The 20,756-nt window shown below is 67.8% G+C and carries 20 protein-coding genes; 6 read left to right on the top strand and 14 right to left on the bottom strand.

Annotated features, from left to right (window positions below; genetic code table 11):
• Nucleotides 1–11: 11 nt before the first annotated feature.
• From FSZ13_RS05440 to FSZ13_RS05400, 9 genes are all read right to left on the bottom strand, one after another.
• Nucleotides 12–2,333, bottom strand: a complete 2,322-nt coding sequence (locus FSZ13_RS05440) for a catecholate siderophore receptor Fiu (RefSeq protein WP_145478360.1) — start codon at nucleotides 2,331–2,333, stop codon at nucleotides 12–14.
• A 151-nt stretch (nucleotides 2,334–2,484) separates the two neighbouring features.
• The gene (locus FSZ13_RS05435; protein ID WP_145478359.1) at nucleotides 2,485–2,874 is read right to left on the bottom strand and encodes a hypothetical protein; all 390 of its coding nucleotides are present in this window, start codon (nucleotides 2,872–2,874) and stop codon (nucleotides 2,485–2,487) included.
• Between the two features lie 137 nt (nucleotides 2,875–3,011).
• A complete protein-coding gene (locus FSZ13_RS05430; RefSeq protein ID WP_145478358.1) occupies nucleotides 3,012–3,344 on the bottom strand; it encodes a non-heme iron oxygenase ferredoxin subunit in 333 nt (110 codons plus the stop codon).
• Entirely contained in the window at nucleotides 3,341–3,877 is a 537-nt protein-coding gene (locus FSZ13_RS05425) for a GNAT family N-acetyltransferase (RefSeq protein WP_145478357.1), read from the bottom strand. The genes FSZ13_RS05430 and FSZ13_RS05425 overlap by 4 nt, the downstream gene beginning before the upstream one ends.
• A gap of 167 nt (nucleotides 3,878–4,044) precedes the next feature.
• Nucleotides 4,045–5,301, bottom strand: coding sequence for a cysteine desulfurase (locus tag FSZ13_RS05420; RefSeq protein ID WP_145478356.1), 1,257 nt, complete (start codon nucleotides 5,299–5,301; stop codon nucleotides 4,045–4,047).
• Nucleotides 5,298–6,560, bottom strand: coding sequence for a Fe-S cluster assembly protein SufD (gene sufD, locus FSZ13_RS05415; RefSeq protein ID WP_145478355.1), 1,263 nt, complete (start codon nucleotides 6,558–6,560; stop codon nucleotides 5,298–5,300). Before sufD ends, FSZ13_RS05420 begins: the two co-directional genes overlap by 4 nt.
• Nucleotides 6,560–7,324, bottom strand: a complete 765-nt coding sequence (sufC, locus tag FSZ13_RS05410) for a Fe-S cluster assembly ATPase SufC (RefSeq protein ID WP_145478354.1) — start codon at nucleotides 7,322–7,324, stop codon at nucleotides 6,560–6,562. Before sufC ends, sufD begins: the two co-directional genes overlap by 1 nt.
• Nucleotides 7,325–7,679: 355 nt before the next feature.
• Nucleotides 7,680–9,155, bottom strand: a complete 1,476-nt coding sequence (sufB, locus tag FSZ13_RS05405) for a Fe-S cluster assembly protein SufB (RefSeq protein WP_145478353.1) — start codon at nucleotides 9,153–9,155, stop codon at nucleotides 7,680–7,682.
• 16 nt (nucleotides 9,156–9,171) lie between these two features.
• Nucleotides 9,172–9,624 carry an SUF system Fe-S cluster assembly regulator gene (locus tag FSZ13_RS05400; RefSeq protein ID WP_145478352.1) on the bottom strand — a complete coding sequence of 151 codons (453 nt, stop codon included), beginning with the start codon at nucleotides 9,622–9,624 and terminating at the stop codon, nucleotides 9,172–9,174.
• Nucleotides 9,625–9,797: 173 nt separating this feature from the next.
• On the opposite strand from FSZ13_RS05400, the gene FSZ13_RS05395 reads away from it, so the two are divergent.
• Together FSZ13_RS05395 and FSZ13_RS05390 are read left to right on the top strand one after the other, a co-directional pair.
• Nucleotides 9,798–10,265, top strand: a complete 468-nt coding sequence (locus FSZ13_RS05395) for an SET domain-containing protein (RefSeq protein ID WP_145478351.1) — start codon at nucleotides 9,798–9,800, stop codon at nucleotides 10,263–10,265.
• 83 nt (nucleotides 10,266–10,348) lie between these two features.
• Nucleotides 10,349–10,891: a type 1 glutamine amidotransferase domain-containing protein gene (locus tag FSZ13_RS05390; protein ID WP_145478350.1), complete on the top strand. Its 543-nt coding sequence runs from the start codon at nucleotides 10,349–10,351 to the stop codon at nucleotides 10,889–10,891.
• Between the two features lie 55 nt (nucleotides 10,892–10,946).
• Here FSZ13_RS05390 and FSZ13_RS05385 read toward each other — a convergent pair whose 3' ends face one another.
• The 4 genes from FSZ13_RS05385 to FSZ13_RS05370 all read right to left on the bottom strand — a co-directional run bounded on the left by FSZ13_RS05385 (nucleotide 10,947) and on the right by FSZ13_RS05370 (nucleotide 13,173).
• The gene (locus FSZ13_RS05385) at nucleotides 10,947–11,543 is read right to left on the bottom strand and encodes a DUF1439 domain-containing protein (protein WP_145478349.1); all 597 of its coding nucleotides are present in this window, start codon (nucleotides 11,541–11,543) and stop codon (nucleotides 10,947–10,949) included.
• An 88-nt stretch (nucleotides 11,544–11,631) separates the two neighbouring features.
• A complete protein-coding gene (locus FSZ13_RS05380) occupies nucleotides 11,632–12,165 on the bottom strand; it encodes a hypothetical protein (protein ID WP_145478348.1) in 534 nt (177 codons plus the stop codon).
• Between the two features lie 40 nt (nucleotides 12,166–12,205).
• Nucleotides 12,206–12,514: a DUF3861 family protein gene (locus FSZ13_RS05375; RefSeq protein WP_145478347.1), complete on the bottom strand. Its 309-nt coding sequence runs from the start codon at nucleotides 12,512–12,514 to the stop codon at nucleotides 12,206–12,208.
• A 260-nt stretch (nucleotides 12,515–12,774) separates the two neighbouring features.
• Nucleotides 12,775–13,173, bottom strand: a complete 399-nt coding sequence (locus tag FSZ13_RS05370) for an HU family DNA-binding protein (RefSeq protein WP_068854576.1) — start codon at nucleotides 13,171–13,173, stop codon at nucleotides 12,775–12,777.
• A 383-nt stretch (nucleotides 13,174–13,556) separates the two neighbouring features.
• On the opposite strand from FSZ13_RS05370, the gene FSZ13_RS05365 reads away from it, so the two are divergent.
• Entirely contained in the window at nucleotides 13,557–13,991 is a 435-nt protein-coding gene (locus FSZ13_RS05365; RefSeq protein WP_145478346.1) for an OsmC family protein, read from the top strand.
• Nucleotides 13,992–14,093: 102 nt separating this feature from the next.
• On the opposite strand, the gene FSZ13_RS05360 is transcribed toward FSZ13_RS05365, so the two are convergent.
• Nucleotides 14,094–14,969, bottom strand: coding sequence for a PhzF family phenazine biosynthesis protein (locus FSZ13_RS05360; RefSeq protein WP_145478345.1), 876 nt, complete (start codon nucleotides 14,967–14,969; stop codon nucleotides 14,094–14,096).
• A 174-nt stretch (nucleotides 14,970–15,143) separates the two neighbouring features.
• Here FSZ13_RS05360 and FSZ13_RS05355 point away from each other — a divergent pair, with 174 nt between their 5' ends.
• The 3 genes from FSZ13_RS05355 to murD are packed head-to-tail and all read left to right on the top strand — an operon-like array spanning nucleotide 15,144 to nucleotide 20,532.
• The gene (locus tag FSZ13_RS05355; RefSeq protein WP_145478344.1) at nucleotides 15,144–17,747 is read left to right on the top strand and encodes a bifunctional aspartate kinase/diaminopimelate decarboxylase; all 2,604 of its coding nucleotides are present in this window, start codon (nucleotides 15,144–15,146) and stop codon (nucleotides 17,745–17,747) included.
• A 42-nt stretch (nucleotides 17,748–17,789) separates the two neighbouring features.
• Nucleotides 17,790–19,142, top strand: coding sequence for a UDP-N-acetyl-alpha-D-muramoyl-L-alanyl-L-glutamate epimerase (gene murL, locus FSZ13_RS05350; RefSeq protein ID WP_145478343.1), 1,353 nt, complete (start codon nucleotides 17,790–17,792; stop codon nucleotides 19,140–19,142).
• Nucleotides 19,123–20,532, top strand: coding sequence for a UDP-N-acetylmuramoyl-L-alanine--D-glutamate ligase (gene murD / locus FSZ13_RS05345; protein ID WP_145478342.1), 1,410 nt, complete (start codon nucleotides 19,123–19,125; stop codon nucleotides 20,530–20,532). Before murL ends, murD begins: the two co-directional genes overlap by 20 nt.
• Nucleotides 20,533–20,756 lie beyond the last annotated feature (224 nt).

Genomic DNA, 20,756 nt, shown 5'->3' with positions numbered 1-20,756 from the left:
CCTTGGCGGGATCAGAAGCGGAAGTCCGCGCTGAACAGCACGCTGCGCGGGGTCCCCGGGGTGTAACGGTAGCCGCTCTTGTTGATCGCGGCCACATAGTCTTTGTCGAACAGGTTGTAGGCGTTCAAGCGCAGCACCAGGTGCTCGTTGATCGCATACGAGGCCACTGCGTCGTACACGGTGTAGGACTTGGTGAAGGCCGGAGTGCCCACCGCGCCGTCGGTGCCGCGGTGCATCCGGCCCGCATAGCGCACGCCACCGCCCAGGGTCAGGCCGAACGGGAAGGTGTAGCTGGTCCAGCTGGTGAGCGTCGCGCCCGGCGTGTAGGTCAGGTTGCGGGTGCCGTCGGCCGCCACGTTGGCGCCTTCCTCGACTTCGGTATCCAGGTGGCTGTAGCCGGCCGAGACCGACCAGTTTTCGGTGATGCGGCCCACCGTGGAGACTTCGATGCCCTGCACCGACTTTTTGCCGGTCTGGGTCGGGTTGCCGGCGTCGTCGAGCACCTGGGTGTTGATCTCGTTGCTGACCTCGGTCTTGAACAGGGCCACGTTGAAGGCCAGCGCGTCATCCAGGAACGCCCACTTGGTGCCCACTTCCAGGGTCTTGGCCTTCTGCGGGTCCAGGCTGGGGTTGTCTGCGCTGCTCACCGAGCTGCTCAGCTGGAAATTGCTGCCACCCGGCGGTTGCTGCGACAGCGCGTAATTGCCGTACAGGCTGACGATGTCGCCGACCTTGTACACCGCACCCAGCTTCCAGTTGAGCAGGGTGTCCGAATGCGAAAGCGACGGGTTGGCGATCACCGTGCCGACCGGATTGCTGCCGCAGGCCGGGCCACGCCCGCCGCAGACCACCGCGCTGTCGTAATCGGTGGTGTAGTGGTCGGCGCGCAGGCCGGCGGTGACCAGGAAGCTGTCGGTGAAGTGCAGGGTGTCGAACAGGTACACCGACGAGGTGGTGGTCTTGCCGCGGCTGTCGGTGCCGTTGTGCGCCCAGGTCAGCCCGGTGGCGTTCCAGTCAGGGTTGTACAGGTTGGCGGGCGACCAGGTGGTGCCGTTGGTCGCGGCCTGGCCGAAGCTCCTGAGCTCTTCGCGGGTGAACTCCAGCCCGGTGCTCAGGTTGTGCTCGATCGCGCCGGTGGCGAAGTCCGCACGCAGGTTGAGCTGGTCGGTGAGGATGGTGTTCTGCTGGTCCTTGAAGGTCGGCAGGCTGCGCGTGATGGTGTAGGTGTCCAGGTTGTTGCGGTCGGTATAGCGGATGTTGCCGGTCGGCGCGCCGTTGGCCCCGCGCGTGCCGGTGCCCATGAAGGCGGTCAGCATGTAGTCCTGCTCGGTGCGGCCCCAGCGCGCGGTGTTGGTCAGGCGCACGCTGTCATTGAAGTCGTGCTCGATGCGGAAGGTAGCCATCTTCGCGGTGACGTCGTCATGGTCGGCGCGGGTACCGTAGAAGTTCTCCGGGTCCACCGGATGCCCGGCCAGCTGCTCCAGCGTCGGCTGCGGGGTCCAGCCCGGCAGGCCCAACGTCGGCACGCCGCCATCGGGCACGTTGTCCTGGTCCACGTACAGCAGGTTGAGAATGTAGCGGGAGTTGGTGCCCAGTCCGAACGCGAGCGACGGCGCGATGCCCCAGCGCGAGTTGTTCACGTGGTCGCGGCCCGGCTGGTCGTTGTCCTGCCACATGGCGTTGAGGCGCAGGGCGCTGGTGGTGCCCAGGGCCTGGTTCCAGTCAGCGGTGCCGCGCAGCTGGCTGTCGCTGCCGGCCGAGAGGGTCCCGCTGACCTCGTCATGCAGGTGCGCCTGCTTGCTGACCATGTTGATCGAACCGGTCGGTGCCGAGCGACCGTTGTCGGTGCCGGCCGGGCCCTTGGACACTTCCACCTGCTCGGTGTTGAACACATCGCGCGAGATCGAACCGACGTCGCGCACGCCGTCCACGAAAATGCTGCTGGAGGTATCGAAGCCGCGCATGAAAATGCTGTCGCCGGTGTTGGTGTTGCCGTTCTCGCCGACGTAGAACGTGCCCACGCCCGGACTGTTGCGCAGTGCATCGGTCAGGGTGGTCGCCCCCTGTTGGCTGAACAGGTCGCGGCTGATGACCTGGACCGTCTGCGGGGTGTCCTGAAGCGACTGGGTGAACTTCGGCGAGGCGACTTTGTCGACCTTGAAGCCGCGCGTGGCCAGCACGTGCACCTGGTCCAGCGTGCGGGCGTTGCTGTCGCTGGACTCGGCCTGTGCGGCCAGCGGCAGCGCGGCCAGGCTCAGGCCGGTGACCAGGCTGGCGGTGGCCAGGCTGGCAGCGCTGCGGGACGGGAAGGAGTGCTTGCGGCTCTTGATCATGAGGGTTGGAGACCTGGAAACGAAAAGGGAGCAGCCACGCACGCGCACGGTTCAAGCGCGCACGCGGGAGCATGGACGGACGATCGACAGGGAAGGGCGTGGTGCGGACAGCAGCCAGCGGGGCACGCGGCAGCAGGCCGGCGCGACAGGATCAGGCGCGGGCGGGAGGCGCCTGGGACAGGTGTGAGCGCAGGGAGCGTGCCGGTATGACGGACTGGGAGGGAGTCACAGTGGCCGCGGTGGCGACCCCTGCCGACAGCAGGGTCTGCTGCCAGCCGGGTGGCACAGGCGTGCCGGGCCTGGCGTGTTCCGCTTCCTTCTCGGCAGCGGCGCAGGCCTGCAGGCCGGGTTCGGGACGGCTGGGGGCCGGGTCGCCGCACCGGGTCTGCGCGGACGGCGCAACGGTTACCGGGGTGGCCTGGGCCGCCTCCGTGGGCAATGCCCGACCGCCGAGCAGGCCCGCAAGCAGGCACACCAGCGCGGCGGCAGCGAGCAGCAGTGGGGTCCAGCGGGCAAAGTGGGCGACTCGGGCGGAAGCCATGAGGCGAGGTCGGTCAGGCCGGGGCGGCGAATGACGGTAAATTAACAGAAACGATAATGATTCGCATCCACCGTCCTGCGGCGGGCATCACAGAACCGGCCTGGCGCCAATTCAGGTTTTCTATCGCTGGGGGCAGCTCAGTCCCGGTCGTCGCGGGTCCAGACCCCGCCCTGCTCCAGCTTCACCGGGAACTTCGGCACCGGCGAATACGCCGGCGCGCAGAGGGCGCGGCCATCGCGCACGTCGAAGCGCGCGCTGTGCAGCACGCATTCGATGCTGCCCTCGGTGGTATCGAACGTGCCCGAGGACAATTCGAATTCCTCGTGGCTGCACTGGTCTTCCAGGGCGTACAGATCGCCATCCAGGTTGAACACGACGATAGGCGTGCCGGTGGCGTCATCGAAGGTGCTCTTCATCTCGCCGGGCAGCAGCTCGGCAGTGGCGCAGACGTAAGTCCAGGTGTCGCTCATGCCTGTGCCACCAGCGGCTTTTCCAGGATTTCGAAGCGCAGGTCGTCGCGCTTGGGAATGCCGAAGCGCTCATCCCCATACGGGAACGGCTTCTTGATCCCGGTGCGCTGGTAGCCACGACGCTCGTAGAAGGCGATCAGTTCATCGCGGATGTCGATCACCGTCATCTGCATGACCGGCACGCCCCATTCGCGTGCGGCGTGGGCTTCGGCCGCGTCCATCACCTGCTTGCCGATGCCGCCGCCCTGCTGCGCAGGGTCCACCGAGAACATGCCGAAATAACCCTTGCCGTGGTCATCGGCCACGTGGGCGCAGGCGAGCAGCTGGCCATCGCGTTCTGCCAGCAGGACGGTGCTGCGCTCGCGCTCGATATCGGCCTGCAGGCCGACCGCGTCAATGCGTGCGCCGTCGAGGATGTCCGCTTCGGTGGTCCAGCCGGCACGGCTGGCGTCGCCACGGTAGGCCGAGGTGACCAGGTTGATCAGGGCAGGGATGTCGGCCAGCGTGGCCGCACGATAGGTCAGGGTGCTCATGCCGCCATTCTAGTTCAGCGGATGACCGCTGCTGGATGAATGTCGGGTTTGCAGGCATCTGGAGGGCCGGCCAACGGCCGGCGCTACCGGGCGTCGGTTGGTGATGGGCGGGGTTTGCGGTTGGGTTGGCGCACGACCAACGGTCGTGCGCTACCGCGGGGGCGGTGTCAGCCGAGGAGCTTGCGGACTTTGTTGAGCGCGGCGATGAAGCGCTCGATTTCGGCGTGGGTGTTGTAGAACGCCAGGGAGGCGCGGCAGGTTGCCGCTACGCCGAAGTACTGCAGCAGTGGGTGCGCGCAGTGCTGGCCCGAGCGGATGGCGACGCCTTCCAGGTCCAGCAGCGTGGCCAGGTCGTGCGCGTGGGCGCCTTCGATCAGGAACGAGACCACCGCTGCCTTGTCCGGGGTGGTGCCGAAGATGCGCAGGCCGTCGATCTTGGTCAGTTCTTCGGTGAAGTGCGCGAGCAGCTCGCCTTCGCGCGCTTCCACGTGGTCCAGGCCCAGCGATTCCAGGTAATCCACCGCCACGCCAAGGCCGATGAAGCCGGCGATGTTCGGGGTGCCGGCTTCGAACTTGTGCGGCGCGTCGTTGAATACGGTGCCGTCGAAGCTGACTTCCTTGATCATCTCGCCACCGCCGAGGAACGGCGGCATGGCATCCAGGTGCTCACGCCTGGCCCACAGCGCACCAGTGCCGGTCGGGCCACACATCTTGTGGCCGGTAATGGCGTAGAAGTCGCAGCCGATGCTGGGGATGTCGACCTTGCGATGGGGCACGGCCTGCGAGCCGTCGACCACGGTGATGATGCCGCGCTTGCGCGCTTCACGGCAGATCTCGCGCACCGGGTTGACCGTGCCGAGCACGTTGGAGACGTGGGCCACGGCCAGCAGCTTGACCTCGGGGGACATGGCCCTGCGCAGGGCGTCCAGGTCGAGCGCACCTTCGGGGGTGATTTCGGCCACGCGGATCGTGGCGCCCGTGCGCTGGGCGACCAGCTGCCACGGGACGATGTTGGCGTGGTGCTCCATGCGCGAGACCAGGATCACATCACCGGCCTTCAGGCGCGGCAGCGCCCACGAGTAGGCCACCAGGTTGATCGCGAAGGTGGTGCCGCTGCACAGCACCAGCTCGTTGGCACGCACGTTGAGGAACCGCGCCAGCTTGGTGCGCGCGCCCTCGTAGGCGTCGGTGGCCTCGGTGCCCAGTGCGTGCACGGCACGGCTCACGTTGGCGTTGTAGCGGCGGTAGTACTCGTCCACCGCGCCGATCACCTGCACTGGCTTCTGGCCGGTGTTGGCGTTGTCGAAGTACACCAGCGGCTTGCCGTGCACTTCCCGCATCAGCAGCGGGAAGTCCAGGCGCACGCGGTCCCAGTCGGGGGCGTCGACCGTGTCGGCCACCGGGCGCGGGGTGGAGAGGTTCATGCCACGCCCGCCTTGGCCAAGGCGATGTCCAGCTGGCGGCGCAGCTGATCGGTCAGGCGTGCGTCGAGCATGTTCAGCGGCTCGTGGCAGAACGCGGCGCTGAGCAGCTGCTGGGCCTGCTCGGCCGGCAGGCCGCGCGAGCGCAGGTAGAACAGCGCATTGGCGTCGAGCTGGCCGACGGTGGCGCCGTGGGCGGCCTTTACTTCGTCGGCGTCGATCACCAGCGTGGGCTGGGTATCGATTTCGGCGTCGGCCGACAGCAGCAGGTTCTTGTTGGACAGGTTGGCGTCGGTGCCATCGGCGCCGGCACGGATGTGGATGCCGCCGTGGAAGACCACGCGGCTGCGGTTGGCGGCCACGCCGCGCCAGACCATTTCCGAGGCGGTGTCGCGCGCGATGTGCTCGATGCCCAGGCGGGTGTCGACATGGCGGCGGCCGTTGCCGAGCATTACGCCATTGGCGGTGAGCTGGGCGTTGTCGCCTTCCAGGCGGACGTTCAGTTCGTGGCGGCTGAGCGCGGCGCCCAGTTCCAGGTCCACGCGGCGGTACTGCGCGCCGCGGGCGAGCACCGCGTCGGTGCGCAGCAACACGGTGGCGCGGGCGCTGTCGGCCTGTACGCGGGCGTGCGAGAGCACCGCCTGCTGGGCCAGGTGCACGTGCACCAGGGTGTTGCCCAGGTGCGCGGCGTCGCCGATTGCCAGATGGTGTTCGACCACGCCCAGCGCGGCGCCGGTGCGCAGCTCGATCAGGTGGCGGTGGTGCCAGGCCAGGTCGGCATCGCCGGGGCTGCTGATGAAGACCAGCTGCAACGGCACGTCGACCTGCACGCCGTCGTCCACGCGCACCAGCACGCCTTCATCGGCCAGCGCGGCGTTGAGGCGGGCGAAGATTTCCTCGCTGCGCTCGAAACGGCGACCCAGGAAGCGCAGCGCCTCGTCGCCGGCGGCCAGCGCCGACGACAGGGTCTGCACCTGCATGCCGGCTGGCAGCGTGGATACATCGCTGTGCCCGGCCGAGGGGCGGCCATTGACGAACACCAGCCGCGGCGACGGGATGTCGGCCAGCAGGGCAGGGTCGATCTCCGGCGCGGCCAGCGGCGCGGGCTGGAAGCTGCGGCGCTCCAGCTGGCGCAGCGAGGTGTATTTCCAGGCTTCGCTGCGCGGGCCCGGCAGGCCGGCCTGCAGGGCGGCGTCGAGCTCGGCGCGGCGGGTGTCGCTGCCGCCGAAGCCGGCGGCGAGGGAATCCAGCAGGACGCTCATCAGACCGCTGCCTCCGGCACCACGCGGTCCTTCAGGAAGTGGTAGCCGTGGGCTTCTAGCTCCAGCGCCAGTTCCGGGCCGCCGCTCTGCACGATCCTGCCGTCGGCCAGCACGTGCACCACGTCCGGCTTGATGTAGTCCAGCAGGCGCTGGTAGTGGGTGATGACCAGGAACGAGCGGTCCGGCGAACGCAGCGCGTTGACGCCGTCGGCCACGCTCTTGAGCGCGTCGATGTCCAGGCCGCTGTCGGTCTCGTCCAGGATCGCCAGCTTCGGCTCGAGCACGGCCAGCTGGAAGATCTCGTTGCGCTTCTTCTCGCCACCGGAGAAGCCTTCGTTGACGCCACGGTGCAGCAGTTCGTCCTTCAGGTGCAGCACGGCCAGCTTCTGGCGCACCAGCTTGAGGAACTGCATGGAATCGAGTTCTTCCTCGCCGCGCGCCTTGCGCTGGGCGTTGAGCGCGGCGCGCAGGAAGTAGGTGTTGTTCACGCCGGGGATTTCCACCGGGTACTGGAAGGCCAGGAACAGACCGGCGGCGGCACGTTCTTCCGGGGCCAGCTCGAGCAGGTTGTTGCCTTCGAACAGCACGCTGCCTTCGCTGACGTCATAACCGTCGCGGCCGGCCAGTACGTTGCCCAGCGTGGACTTGCCCGCGCCGTTCGGGCCCATGATGGCGTGAACCTGGCCGGGCTTCACGTCCAGCGACAGGCCCTTGAGGATTTCTTTCTCGCCGATGCGGGCGTGCAGGTTGTCAATCTTCAACATGGCTGTCAGTTTTCGTCGCTATTTTCGGAATGGGGGGATGCGTCGGAGATTCTCGCGGGAACAAGAGCAGAGAGTCTCCTGATCGCGTCCTTACGGCTGCTCAAGCACAGCAGCGGGCCCGTCAGAACGACAAACGCGGCAGCTGTCATGCTGAGAAGTAGAAGGACCTTGTACTGCGGGACTTCTGAATAATCTCTCGTAAGCGCGAACAAAAGTCCAAAAGTAGGGATGGACGCAATGTAAGTCCCCACGCGCCACTGGTTGCTTCTGGCCAGATCCACTTTCGCAAGCTCAAGCTGCACGTCGCGGTGTAGATGGGTGTACCGCCTCGAACGTTTCTCGATGAATGCCGCAATCATCCGACCGAGCCTTCAAGGGAAACTTCCAGAAGCTTCTTGGCCTCCACCGCAAACTCCATCGGCAGCTCGCGGAACACCTGCTTGCAGAAGCCATCCACGATCATCGACACCGCGTTTTCCTGGTCGATGCCGCGCGCGCGGCAATAGAACAGCTGGTCGTCGGAAATCTTGGAGGTGGTGGCTTCGTGCTCCACGGTCGCGCTCGGGTTCTTGACCTCGATGTACGGGAACGTGTGCGCGCCGGAGGTCTTGCCGATCAGCAGCGAATCGCACTGGGTGTAGTTGCGCGCGCCCTCGGCATTGCGGTCGACCTTGACCAGCCCACGGTAGGTGTTCTGGCCACGACCGGCGCTGATGCCCTTGCTGACGATCTTGCTCTTGGTGCGCTTGCCGATGTGGATCATCTTGGTGCCGGTGTCGGCCTGCTGGCGGTGATGGGTCAGCGCCACGGAGTGGAACTCGCCCACCGAGTCGTCGCCCAGCAGCACGCAGGACGGGTACTTCCAGGTGATCGCCGAACCGGTTTCGACCTGGGTCCAGGTGACCTTGCTGCGCGCGCCACGGCATTCGGCACGCTTGGTGACGAAGTTGTAGATGCCGCCCACGCCGTTTTCGTCGCCCGGGTACCAGTTCTGCACGGTGGAGTACTTGATCTCGGCATCTTCCAGCGCCACCAGCTCGACCACTGCGGCGTGCAGCTGGTTCTCATCGCGCATCGGCGCGGTGCAGCCTTCCAGGTAGGACACGTATGCCTTGTCCTCGCAGATGATGAGGGTGCGCTCGAACTGGCCGGTGTGGCCGGCGTTGATGCGGAAGTAGGTGCTCAGTTCCATCGGGCAGCGCACGCCCTTGGGGATGAACACGAAGCTGCCGTCGGAGAACACGGCCGAGTTCAGCGCGGCGAAGTAGTTGTCGCCGACCGGCACCACGGTGCCCAGGTACTGCTTCACCAGTTCCGGGTGTTCCTTGATCGCTTCGGACATGGAGCAGAAGATCACGCCCTTTTCGGCCAGTTCCTTGCGGAAGGTGGTGCCGACCGAGACCGAGTCGAATACCGCGTCCACCGCCACGCCGGCCAGCTTGGCGCGCTCGTGCAGCGGCACGCCGAGCTTGTCGTAGGTATCCAGCAGTTCCTTCGGCACGTCGTCCAGCGAGGCGTACTTCGGGCCCTTGGGCGCGGAGTAGTAGCTGAGCGCCTGCAGGTCGATCGCGGCGATCTGCAGCTTGGCCCAGTCCGGCATCGGCATGGTCAGGAAGTGGCGGTAGGCGTCCAGGCGCCATTGCGTCATCCACTCCGGCTCGTCCTTCTTGGCCGACAGGGCACGGATGGTGTCCTCGTCTAGGCCGGGCGGCAACGAGTCCGATTCGATGTCCGTGATGAAGCCGGCCGAATACTTGCGGCCGAGCTGCTCGTGGATCTCGCGGTTGGGGGTATCGCCGGGGGCGACGGTGTCGAGGATATCGGTGGCCATGGGGGCTGCCTGTGGATCAGGAGACGACATCCGCCGCGATCACGCGGCGGGGGACGTCAACAAGGGGAAGAGGGGGCAGGATCTGCGCCAGGGTGACCTTGCGCAGTGCGTCGGACACCACGTTGTTGATCATCCGCCAGCTGCTGCGCGCGCCGCACTGCAGCTCGCGTCCGCACTGGCTGTGGTCATGCGCGCACTCGGTCAGGCCCAGCGGGCCTTCCATGGCTTCGACGACTTCGAACAGGCTGATCTGGTCGGGCCGGCGGGTCAGCCGGTAGCCACCACGCACGCCACGCAGTCCTTCCACCAGCCCGGCCTGGGCCAGCGGCTTGAGCAGCTTGCTCACGGTGGGCGGCTCGAGGCTGGCAAATTCGGCCAGTTCGGTCGCACTGAGGACCTCGCCCGGGCGCGCGGCAAGGACGGTCAGGACGACAGTGGCGTAATCGGTAAGCTTGGTGACGCGGAGCATGGGGAGGGCAGAGCTGTAAAGCGGACTGAAATTGTACGCTTTTATGCTGGCGCATCCAACCCGGCCTGTTCAGGTGTTCCGGACGGCGCGCCAGCAGGGGCGCGGCGCGGACGTGGTTGGGCAATCACAAAGATTAAGCGAGAATCGACCATCCCAACGTTATGGCCAGCCACATGCCCAAGAAGATCCAAGCCCGCAAGTCGACCATTCACGGCAATGGCGTGTTCGCGCTGGCGCCGCTCAGGAAGGGCGAGCGGGTGATCCAGTACAAGGGGCTGCTGCGCAGCCACGCCGACGTGGATGCCGATGATACCGGGGATGTTGAGAGCGGTCACACCTTCCTGTTCACCCTGAACGACGACTACGTGATCGATGCCAACTACAAGGGCAACGATGCGCGCTGGCTGAATCACAGCTGCGACCCGAACTGCGAGGCCGTGATCGAGGAAGCCGAGGGTGACAACCGCCGCGAGGACAAGGTGTTCATCGAGGCGATCAAGGACATCAAGCCGGGCGACGAGCTGACCTACAACTACGGCATCACCCTGGCCGAGCGCCACACCGCGCGCCTGAAGAAGATCTGGGAATGCCGCTGCGGCTCGAAGAAGTGCACCGGGACGATGTTGCAGCCCAAACGATAAGAACGCGACGTCGACATCGCGGTCACCCTCCGCCAATGCGCGGACCTGCATGGTAAGGGCTCACTTTTCGAAGGAGCCCCCACATGGCACATGATCTGAACGGCAAGCGCGTCGCCATCCTCGCGACCGATGGCTTTGAACAGTCCGAGCTGCAGGAGCCGAAGCGGCTGCTGGAGTCCTGGGGCGCGAAGGTGTCGGTCGTCGCGCCGGGTAATGCCGGAAAAATCCGCGGCTGGAAGGACAAGGACTGGGGTGAAAGCGTTCCGGTCGACCAGCCGTTGGAGGGCGCCGACGCCGGCAGCTTCGACGCACTGGTGCTGCCGGGTGGGGTGATCAACCCCGATCAGCTGCGCACCCAGGCGCCGGCGGTGGAGTTCATCAAGGCGTTCGCGGCCGATGGGAAGCCGGTGGCGGCGATCTGCCATGGCCCGTGGCTGTTGGTGGAATCCGGCCTGGCCAAGGGCCGCAAGCTGACCTCGTGGCCGTCGCTGAAAAGCGATCTCGGTAATGCGGGCGCGCAGTGGACCGATGCGGAAGTGGTGGTGGACGACGGGGTGATCACCAGCCGCAAGCCGGATGATATTCCGGCGTTTTCCGAGGCCGTGGCGAAGGCACTGGTGGCGTGATCGTGGTGGTGGAGCCGGGCAGAGCCCGGCTCTACCAGCCGGGCAGAGCGCGGCTCTACCGGCCGAGGACGCCGGCGGGGACGAGGCTGCCGAGGTCCTGGTTGAAGGTTACGACCAGCTTGCCGTTCTGCACCTGGGCGGACTGCACCTGCAGTGCGCCGAGCATGGCGCCTACGGTCGGGTCGATCTTGTAGATCGGCTCGCGCCGGGCGTAGTCGACCAGGAAGGCGTTGAGCAGTTCGCGGGTGCGCGAATCGAGCCGGCCACCGTTGTTGACCGGCGTGAAGTCGTCCACGGTCGGCTGGTCCAGGTGGAAGCCCTGGGTCTGGGCGTCGTAGCGCAGGCCGCTGCTCAGTTTGACTTTGCCCAACGGTGCCGGTGCGCTGCCGGCCGTGGCCAGCGCGACATCGAAGCCCAGGTCCAGCCGGTTGCCCTGTGGCAGGGTCAGCTTCGGGTGGCTCATGGTCATGGCGATCAGGCCGCCGAGCGCGTCCTGGGTGCGCGGGAAGCTGGTGTCCAGGTACTGCTGGACGTCGCTCGCGCCCACCGACAGTTCGCGACCGGAAATGCTGGGGGCCGCCTGGGCGCCGACGGCGGCGGCGACGAGAACGGTGCAGGCGGCAAGGCGGGTGAGCAGGGGGCGTAGCTTCATGGGCGAAGGCGCGTTGGAGGAAGACGTCGACACCATAGCGCGTTGGGCTGAATCGGCGCTTCATGGGCGCCGTCGCGTGCCTGCGCGGTCACCGCAGCACGGGCTGCAGCGAGGCGCTGTGGATTTCCCAGCCGCTCCCGTCCGGGCGCGGCTGCAGCCGGTACCAGCCCTCGAAGATGAAGGTTCCGGTGCCGGTGGTGGCGCGGACCCGCACCGGCACTTCACGCAGGCGCGAAGGCTGGGCGGTGTCGCGGGCGATCGGGCTGCCGGTGTCCACGCGCAGGTTGCGCAGGTCGGGGATGTCGCGCAGCACGGCATCGTCGGGGCGGGCCCCGGTGCGGCCGCCGCTCCAGTACGCGTCGGAAGCGCTGCGGTCGCTGCCAGGCAGGGCATACATGTACCTGCGCACGGTGGCGCCTTCGTCGGCCGCGCCGGGCGCGACCGCGCCCGGCGTCGCTGCAACCGGCGTGGCCGTTTCGGGTTCGGAAGCGGCAGGGGCGTCGGCGTCGGGCAGCACGGCGGTGTCGGCGGCTTTCCCGGTGGACGCGCTGCCCTCGACCGGATCGGGTTGGCAGGAGCATCCGCCGAACAACAGTGGCAACAGCATTACGACTCGACGCATGGCGCACTCTCCCCGGAGAAGGGCAGAGTGTAGCGGCGCTTCAGGGCGCGCGCTGGATCCCGTCCAGTGCGGCCAGTACCTGGTCCAGCTGCGGCTGCAGCGCGGTCAGCGGGTGGCTGGGCTGGTCCGCGTAGCGCTGCGCCAGGTCGAGCAGCAACTGGGTGGCGACGATGGCAGCGGCGCGTTCATCACCGCTGAGCCCGGTCTGGCGGCGGGCCACTTCCAGCAGCCGCATCCAGTCCTGCTGGGCGCGGTGTTCCAGTTCGATCGTGCAGCGTCCGCTGCACTGCAGCCCGTCCTTCTCGATCGGGGTAACGGTGATGCGATAGCGTTGCGAGGGGCTGGCCATGGCGGTGCACTGTGGGGGGATGGACCCACCATAGGCGCGGCACGGGTGCCGGGCGACAGGCGCCGCCGCACGCAGTGTTCCACCTTGTGCGTTCCGTCCACGCTGCAGGGCGGCGCGGAGGCCGTGGCGGCTGGGTCTGCGCGCGCCAGCTGCGCGGGGGCGGCCTTTGGAAACGCTGTGTTTCGCGGCGCCGTGATGGCCCAAAAAAAGAACGGGACGGCCAAAGCCGTCCCGTCCGGGTGCTGCAGGAAGCGCGCTGATTACAGCGCGGCGTCCTTGAGCTTCTTGAGCGGACGCACCTTCAGCTTGGTGGTGGCCGGCTTGGCAGCGAACCACTGCTCTTCCTTGGTGAACGGGTTGATGCCCTTGCGCTTCGGCTTGGCCGCAACGCTGACGGTGGTGATCTTCAGCAGGCCCGGAAGGGTGAAGCTGCCTGCGCCCTTCTTGTGCACCGAGGAGGCCACGGCGGTTTCCAGCGAGGCCAGCACCGCGCGGACGTCCTTGGCGACAACGCCAGAGGCTTCGACGATGTGTGCAACCAGGCCGGACTTGGTCAGCACTTCCTTGATCGGCTTCGGAGCTGCCGGCTTGGCGGCGGCCTTCGTAGCGACTTTCTTCACTGCCTTCTTCGGGGCAGCCTTCTTAGCGGTCTTTGCCATGGTTTCCTGTTCCGTGATCGGTTGGTTGGGTGGTCGCGCCGAACCCATCGGCAAGCGAAATGTAGGGCAACAATGCGGCGCCGCCAATAGGCTAACGCATAAATATTCGGCTTTTCTGCATTCATGGTTACCGCAGTGCATCAGGACATGCCCGAAAAATGGGTGTCGGGGCGTGGCCCGAACCGGGCAGCGCGGCGTGCGTGGCACGCCTGCCGGGGCACGAAACGCCTTGGAAACAGCGCTTTGCGCGCTGCCTCGCGCGAACGCCGTGAGGGCCCGGCCGCTGGGGTGCGACCGGTAGCCGCAGCCGGGCGCGGCCAGACACGGCGCTAACGCCAGCCGGTCTACGCTGGTGCTGCCATTCACCCACAAAGGAAAAACCGATGGGCATTTCGCGTCATGCCACCGCGCACTGGGAAGGTGACCTCAAGACAGGCAAGGGACAACTCAGCACGCCGCAGAGTGGCCTGCTGGACAAGACCCGCTATGCCTTCAGCAGCCGCTTCGGCGATGAAAAGGGCACCAACCCGGAAGAGCTGATCGCCGCCGCGCACGCCGGCTGCTTCACCATGGCGCTGTCGGCCAAGCTCACCGAGGCCGGTTTCGTGCCTACCTCGCTGGACACCGAAGCGAAGGTCGACCTGTCGATGGAAGGTGGCCCGCAGCTGTCGCAGATCACGCTCAAGGTCAAAGCGGTGGTCCCTAACATCGACGCGACCCAGTTCCGCGCCATTGCCGATGATGCCAAGCAGAACTGCCCGGTATCCAAAGCGCTGAGCGCGGTACCGATCAGCCTGGAGGCCGAGCTGGCATCCTGAGCCGAACCGCAAGGGGGCGGGCGACCCGGCCCCCTGCGTAGAGCCACGCCCTGCGTGGCTGAGCACGGTGCAGAAAGAAAAGCAGCCACGCAGGGCGTGGCTCTACCAGGCGATCGTTCCCTGGATCACGGTCTGCACCTGGCCGCCGGACCAGACGTCTCCTTCGGCATCCACGTGCAGGGTGAGGCGCGCATCGTGCCCCACCTCCCGCCCTTGGCTGACCACGTAACTGCCGTCCCGGCCCGGCAGCGCATCGCGGCTGTCCAGCCAGGCCGCCAGCACGGCGTTGGCAGCGCCTGAGGCAGCATCTTCGAAGCGCCGCCCATTGCCGACGAACGCGCGGGCGGCCAGGTCGTAGCCCGGCCCCGCGCCTCGCGCGTATGCGAATACGCCCATGCTGTCGGTGCTTTCCGCCAAGGCGGCGATGGCATCCCAGTCCGGCGACAGCGCGCGCAACGTGGCTTCATCGGTCAGTTCCACCACCCACCAGCTGCGTCCGCCGGACATGCGGGCAGGCGGCAGTTCGCCCAGCGCCCATCCGGCCAGCGCAACCTTCAGGCGCGGATCATCGGCGGTGGTCACTTCGGCCACCGCCGCGCGCGGGGTACGGATGGCGATGCTGCGCGCGGCGCCTTCACCCACCACCCGCAGCGGCAGCGCGCCGGCGATGCCGTCCTGGACCAGGAGACCGTCCACCGGCGCGGCCAGGCCCGCCTCCAGCACCGCATGGGCGGTGCCCACGCTGGGGTGGCCGGCGAACGGAACTTCCTTCTGCGGGCTGAACATGCGGATGCGGTAGCTGGCGCCCGCCGCCTGCGGTGCGAACACGAAGGTGGTTTCCGGCAGCCGGGTCCAGCGCGCGATCGCCTGCATGCGCGCATCGTCCAGGTCCTCCGCGTCCAGCACCACGGCCAGCGGGTTGCCGGCGCCGGGGTAGGGGGAGAACACGTCAAGCTGGAGGAATCGGCGGGCAGTCATGGCAGGTCGGTCAGGCGGAACGGTCGGGCAGCTTAACAAGCCCGCGCGGCCGGGTCCGGGGCGAGCGGCCGATGCCGCCGCGCAGGCCCTGCCGGGGCCGGGCTTGGCATAGAATCAGAGGTTCGGCCCGGCATGCCGGATCGATCCCCCCACTACCTACCCATTCCTACCTCCATGTCAGCTTCCCCCCTTGTCGATCGCTGGATCGTACTGAAGTTCGGCGGCACCTCCGTGTCGCGTCGTCACCGCTGGGACACGATCGGGAAGCTGGCGAAAAAACGTGCGGAAGAAACCGGCGCGCGCGTGCTGGTGGTGGTGTCGGCCCTGTCCGGGGTCACCAATGAATTGACCGCGATCGCCGATGGCGCCGCCGACAGCCGCACCCGCGTGGATGCACTCGTGGCCCGCCACCGCGAATTCCTGGCCGAGCTCGAGCTGGACGCCAGCGCGCTGGATGTGCGCCTGGCCGCGCTGCAGGGCCTGCTGGATGACCCGCGCGCCGCCGCCCGCCCGCTGGAATGGCAGGCCGACGTGCTGGGCCAGGGCGAACTGCTGTCCTCCACCATCGGCGCGGCCTACCTGCGCGCCAGCGGCCTGGATTTCGGCTGGATGGACGCCCGTGAGTGGCTGCAGGCGCTGCCGCCGCAGCCGAACCAGAGCGACTGGTCGCAGCGGCTGTCGGTGAACTGCCAGTGGCGTTCGGACGACGAGTGGGCTGCTGGCTTCCGCGCGCAGCCGACCCGCATGCTGATCACCCAGGGCTTCATCTCGCGGCATGCCGACGGCGGCACCGCGATCCTCGGCCGCGGCGGCTCGGATACCTCGGCGGCGTACTTCGGCGCGCTGCTCGGCGCCAGCCGGGTGGAAATCTGGACCGACGTGCCGGGCATGTTCAGCGCCAACCCGAAGGACGTGCCCGATGCGCGCCTGCTGACCCGCCTGGATTATTACGAAGCGCAGGAAATCGCCACCACCGGCGCCAAGGTGCTGCACCCGCGCTCGATCAAGCCGTGCCGCGACGCCGGCGTGCCGATGGCGATCCTGGACACCGAGCGCCCGGAGCTGCCGGGCACCAGCATCGACGGCAATGCCGCACCGGTGCCCGGGGTGAAGGCGATCAGTCGCCGCAACGGCATCGTGCTGGTGTCGATGGAAGGCATCGGCATGTGGCAGCAGGTCGGCTTCCTGGCCGACGTGTTCGGGCTGTTCAAGAAGCATGGGCTGTCGGTGGACCTGATCGGTTCGGCCGAAACCAACGTGACCGTCTCGCTGGACCCGTCCGAGAACCTGGTCAACACGGATGTGCTGGCCGCGCTGTCGGCCGACCTGTCGCAGATCTGCAAGGTCAAGATCATCGTGCCGTGCGCGGCGATCACCCTGGTCGGGCGCGGCATGCGCTCGCTGCTGCACAAGCTGTCTGACGTGTGGGCGACCTTCGGGCGCGAGCGCGTGCACATGATTTCGCAGTCGTCCAACGACCTCAACCTGACCTTCGTCATCGATGAAGCCGACGCCGACGGCCTGCTGCCGATCCTGCATGCCGAGCTGATCGACAGCGGCGCCATGCCTGTGGAAGAGGGCGAAGTGTTCGGCCCGCGCTGGCGCGAGATCGCCGGCACCATCCGCCCGCGCGAGACCGCGTGGTGGCGGGGCCAGCGCGAGCACCTGCTGCACCTGGCCCAGGCCGGTACGCCGCGGTACGTGTACAACCTGGCCACGGTGCGGGCGCGGGCGCGGGCGCTGGCCGCGATCAAGCCGATCGACCAGCGCTACTACGCGATCAAGGCCAACAGCCATCCGGCGATCCTGGAGCTGCTGGAGCAGGAAGGCTTCGGCCTGGAGTGCGTGTCGCACGGCGAGCTCAAGCACGTGTTCAACGTGCTGCCGACCCTGTCGCCGCGGCGGGTCCTGTTCACCCCCAGCTTCGCGCCGCGGACCGAGTACGAAGCCGCGTTCGCGCTGGGCGTTACCGTGACCGTGGACAACGTGGAGGCGCTGCAGCGCTGGCCGGAGCTGTTCCGCAACCGCGAGCTGTGGCTGCGCGTGGACCTGGGCCGTGGCGAAGGCCACCACGCCAAGGTCCGCACCGGCGGCAAGGACTCCAAGTTCGGCCTGCCGATCGCGCGCGTGGACGAGTTCGTGCGCCTGGCCGAAGCACTGGGCACCCGCGTGGTGGGCCTGCACGCTCACCTGGGCAGCGGCGTGGAAACCGCGCAGCACTGGCGCCTGATGTGCGACGAACTGGCCGGCTTCGCGCGCCGGATCGGCAGCGTGGAGACCATCGACATCGGCGGTGGCCTGCCCATTCCGTACAGCGCGGATGACGAGCCGTTCGACCTGCAGGCGTGGGCGGTCGGCCTGGCCGAGGTCAAGGCCGTGCACCCGGCGTTCCGCCTGGCGATCGAGCCCGGCCGCTACCTGGTGGCCGAATCCGGCGTGCTGCTCACCACCGCCACCCAGGTGGTGGAGAAGGACGGCGTGCGCCGGGTCGGCCTGGATGCGGGCATGAACAGCCTGATGCGCCCGGCGCTGTATGACGCCTGGCACGACATCGAGAACCTGAGCCGGCTGGGCGGGTATGCCGAAGGCCTGTTCGACGTGGTCGGACCGATCTGCGAATCCAGCGACGTGTTCGGCAAGCGCCGCCGCCTGCCGGTGTCCACCGCGCCGGACGATGTGATGCTGATCGCCGATGCCGGTGCCTACGGCTACGTGATGGCCAATACCTACAACCAGCGCGAGTTGCCGCGCGAGGACGTCATCGATGACGTGCCCTGAGCGCGCGCCGCTGGTTTCCCCTGTTGCCTCACCGGATACCCCATGACTGCTTTCGATAAACACCAGGTTGCCTGTTTCCGCTTCGTCCGCTGCGATTTCGCCGCGGACACCGGCGTGGCGCAGCTGGTCTATGCCTTCGACAACGGCCCCGAGCTGGTCGAGACGGTCACCATTCCCGGCGCCCCGTTCGTGCTGGAAGGCGCCCGCGCCGACGCCGTGCAGCAGGCGCTGCGCCTGCTGCACCTGATTGCCGGTGTCAGCTACTACAAGGCAGGCGTTCCGGCGCAGGTGCGCATCGACAGCTACGCTGTCGACGCCGACACCGCCGCGCTGGTGGAAACGGTGTATATCAACGGGCTGGGCGAATTTGCCTACCGCAACGGACTGAACCTGCGCGGGCGCTTCCGCCTGCCGGTCGAGGGCGAAGCGGTGGTGGCCCCCGCGCTGGGACTGCGCGAGCATGCGCTGGTGGCCATCGGCGGTGGCAAGGATTCGCTGGTCAGCATCGAGGCGCTGCGCACGCTGGGCATCGCCGAAACGGTGACCTGGATCGGCGGCTCGCAGCTGATCCGTGCCTGCGCCGAGCGCACCGGCCTGCCCACGCTCAACATCGGCCGCACGCTGGCGCCGGAGCTGTTCGAGCTCAACCGCCAGGGCGCGTGGAACGGGCATATCCCGGTCACCGCAGTGAATTCGGCGATCATGGTGCTGGCCGCGCTGCTGCAGGGCGTGGACCAGGTGGTGTTCTCCAACGAGCGTTCGGCCAGCTACGGCAGCCAGATTCCGGGCACGGGCGAAGTGAACCACCAGTGGTCGAAGGGCTGGGCGTTCGAGCAGGCCTTCGGCGAGCACCTTGAAAAGCACGTGGCCGCCGACCTGCATTACTACTCGCTGCTGCGCCCGCTGTCGGAGCTGGCGGTGGCGCGCCAGTTCGCCAGGACCGATTTCTACGACGCGCACTTCTCCAGCTGCAACCGCAACTTCCACATCCTTGGCGAGCGCCCGGTGAACCGCTGGTGCGGGGTCTGCCCGAAGTGCCACTTCGTGTTCCTGGCGCTGGCCCCGTTCATGCCCAAGACGCGGCTGGTGGGCATCTTCGGCCGGAACCTGCTGGACGACCCGGACCAGGCCGGCGGCTTCGATGCGCTGCTTGAATTCCAGGACCACAAGCCGTTCGAATGCGTGGGCGAAGGCCGCGAATCGCGTGCCGCGATGGCCACCCTGGCGGCGCGCCCGGAATGGAACGAAGACGCGCTGGTGAAGCGCTTCGTCCAGGAGATCCAGCCGCAGCTGGACGGCGCCGAACTGCAGATCGAACCGCTGCTGGTGCTGGAAGGCGAGCACCGCATTCCAGCGGCGATCTGGGAGCGCCTGCGTGCGAATTTCGCAGCTTGAAGGCAGGCGCGTAGCGCTGTGGGGCTGGGGGCGTGAGGGGCGTGCGGCGTTCGCCGTCCTTCGCCAGCGCCTGCCCGCGCTGGAGCTGACCCTGTTCTGCCCCGACGCCGAGGCCGCCGCTGCGCGTGCCGAGGCGGGGAATGCGCTGCAGGTGCGGTCGGATGTGAGCGCTGAATCCCTGGCCGCGTTTGAGGTGGTGATCAAGTCGCCGGGGATCAGCCCCTACGGGGAAGCCGCGGTTGCCGCCGCCGCGCGGGGCACGCAGATCATCGGCGGCACGTCGTTGTGGTTCGCCGAACACGCCGATGACCAGGGCACCGTGCGCGACACCGTTTGCGTGACCGGCACCAAGGGCAAGAGCACCACCACCTCGTTGCTGGCGCATCTGCTGCGCGCCTCGGGCGCGCGGACCGGGCTGGTGGGCAACATCGGCCTGCCGCTGCTGGAGGTGCTGGACCCGCAACCGGCGCCGGCGTACTGGGCGGTGGAGCTGTCCAGCTACCAGACCGGCGAGGTGGCGCGCAGTGGCGCGCACCCGCAGGTGGCGGTGGTGCTGAACCTGTTCCCGGAACACCTGGACTGGCACGGCAGCGAAGCGCGCTACATCGAGGACAAGCTGGCGCTGGTGACCGGCGCGGCACCGCGTATCGCGGTGCTCAACGCGGCCGACCCGCACCTGGCCGCGCTGTCGCTGCCGGACAGCGAAGTAGTGTGGTTCAACCAGCCGCAGGGCTGGCACATGCGCGGCGAGTGGGTGTATCGCGGCGAGCAGCAGGTGTTCGATACCGCGAACACGCCGCTGCCGGGTCGGCACAACCGCGGCAACCTGTGCGCGGTGCTGGCGGCGATCGAGGCCCTCGGGCTGGATGCCGTCGCGCTGGCGCCGGCGGTGCAGGACTTCCGGCCGCTGCCCAACCGCCTGCAGACCCTCGGCAGCCGGGGCGCGCTGCGCTTCGTCAACGATTCGATCAGCACCACGCCGCACGCCAGCCTGGCGGCGCTGGACTGCTTCGCCGGCCAGCGCATCGCGCTGCTGGTGGGCGGGCATGACCGGGGCCTGGACTGGCACGATTTCGTGGACCACATGGCGCATGACGTGCCGCCGGTGGAGATCGTCACCATGGGCGCCAATGGACCGCGCATCCACGCGTTGCTGCAGCCGCTGGCGGACGCCGGGCGGTTCGGGCTGCACGCGGCGGGTGACCTGGACGAGGCGGTGCGGCTGGCCTGCAGCGCGCTGGGTGCGCAGGGTGGGGTGGTGCTGCTGTCGCCGGGCGCGCCCAGTTTCGGGGCGTACCGCGATTACGTCGCCCGCGGCCGCCATTTCGCCGAGCTGGCCGGGTTCGATCCGGACCAGATCACCGCGATCCCGGGGATCGGGATCGCCTGACGTTTCGCCAACGGCGCAGCCGCCGGTAGAGCGGACGGTAGAGCGGACTGTCAGTCCGCTGCTCTTCGCGGACCACCCTGGCATAGCGCCGACGGCGCAGCCGGACGGTAGAGCGGACTGTTAGTCCGCTGCTCTTCGCGGACCACCTTGGCATAGCGCCAACGGCGCAGCCGGACGGTAGAGCGGACTGTTAGTCCGCTGCTCTTCGCGGACCACCTTGGCAT

Origin of the sequence: Stenotrophomonas rhizophila, assembly GCF_007667275.1 — a bacterium.
Lineage (GTDB): Bacteria > Pseudomonadota > Gammaproteobacteria > Xanthomonadales > Xanthomonadaceae > Stenotrophomonas > Stenotrophomonas maltophilia_AE.
The sequence above is the reverse complement of the archived record's forward strand: the minus strand, read 5'-3'. Positions and strand labels throughout refer to the sequence as shown.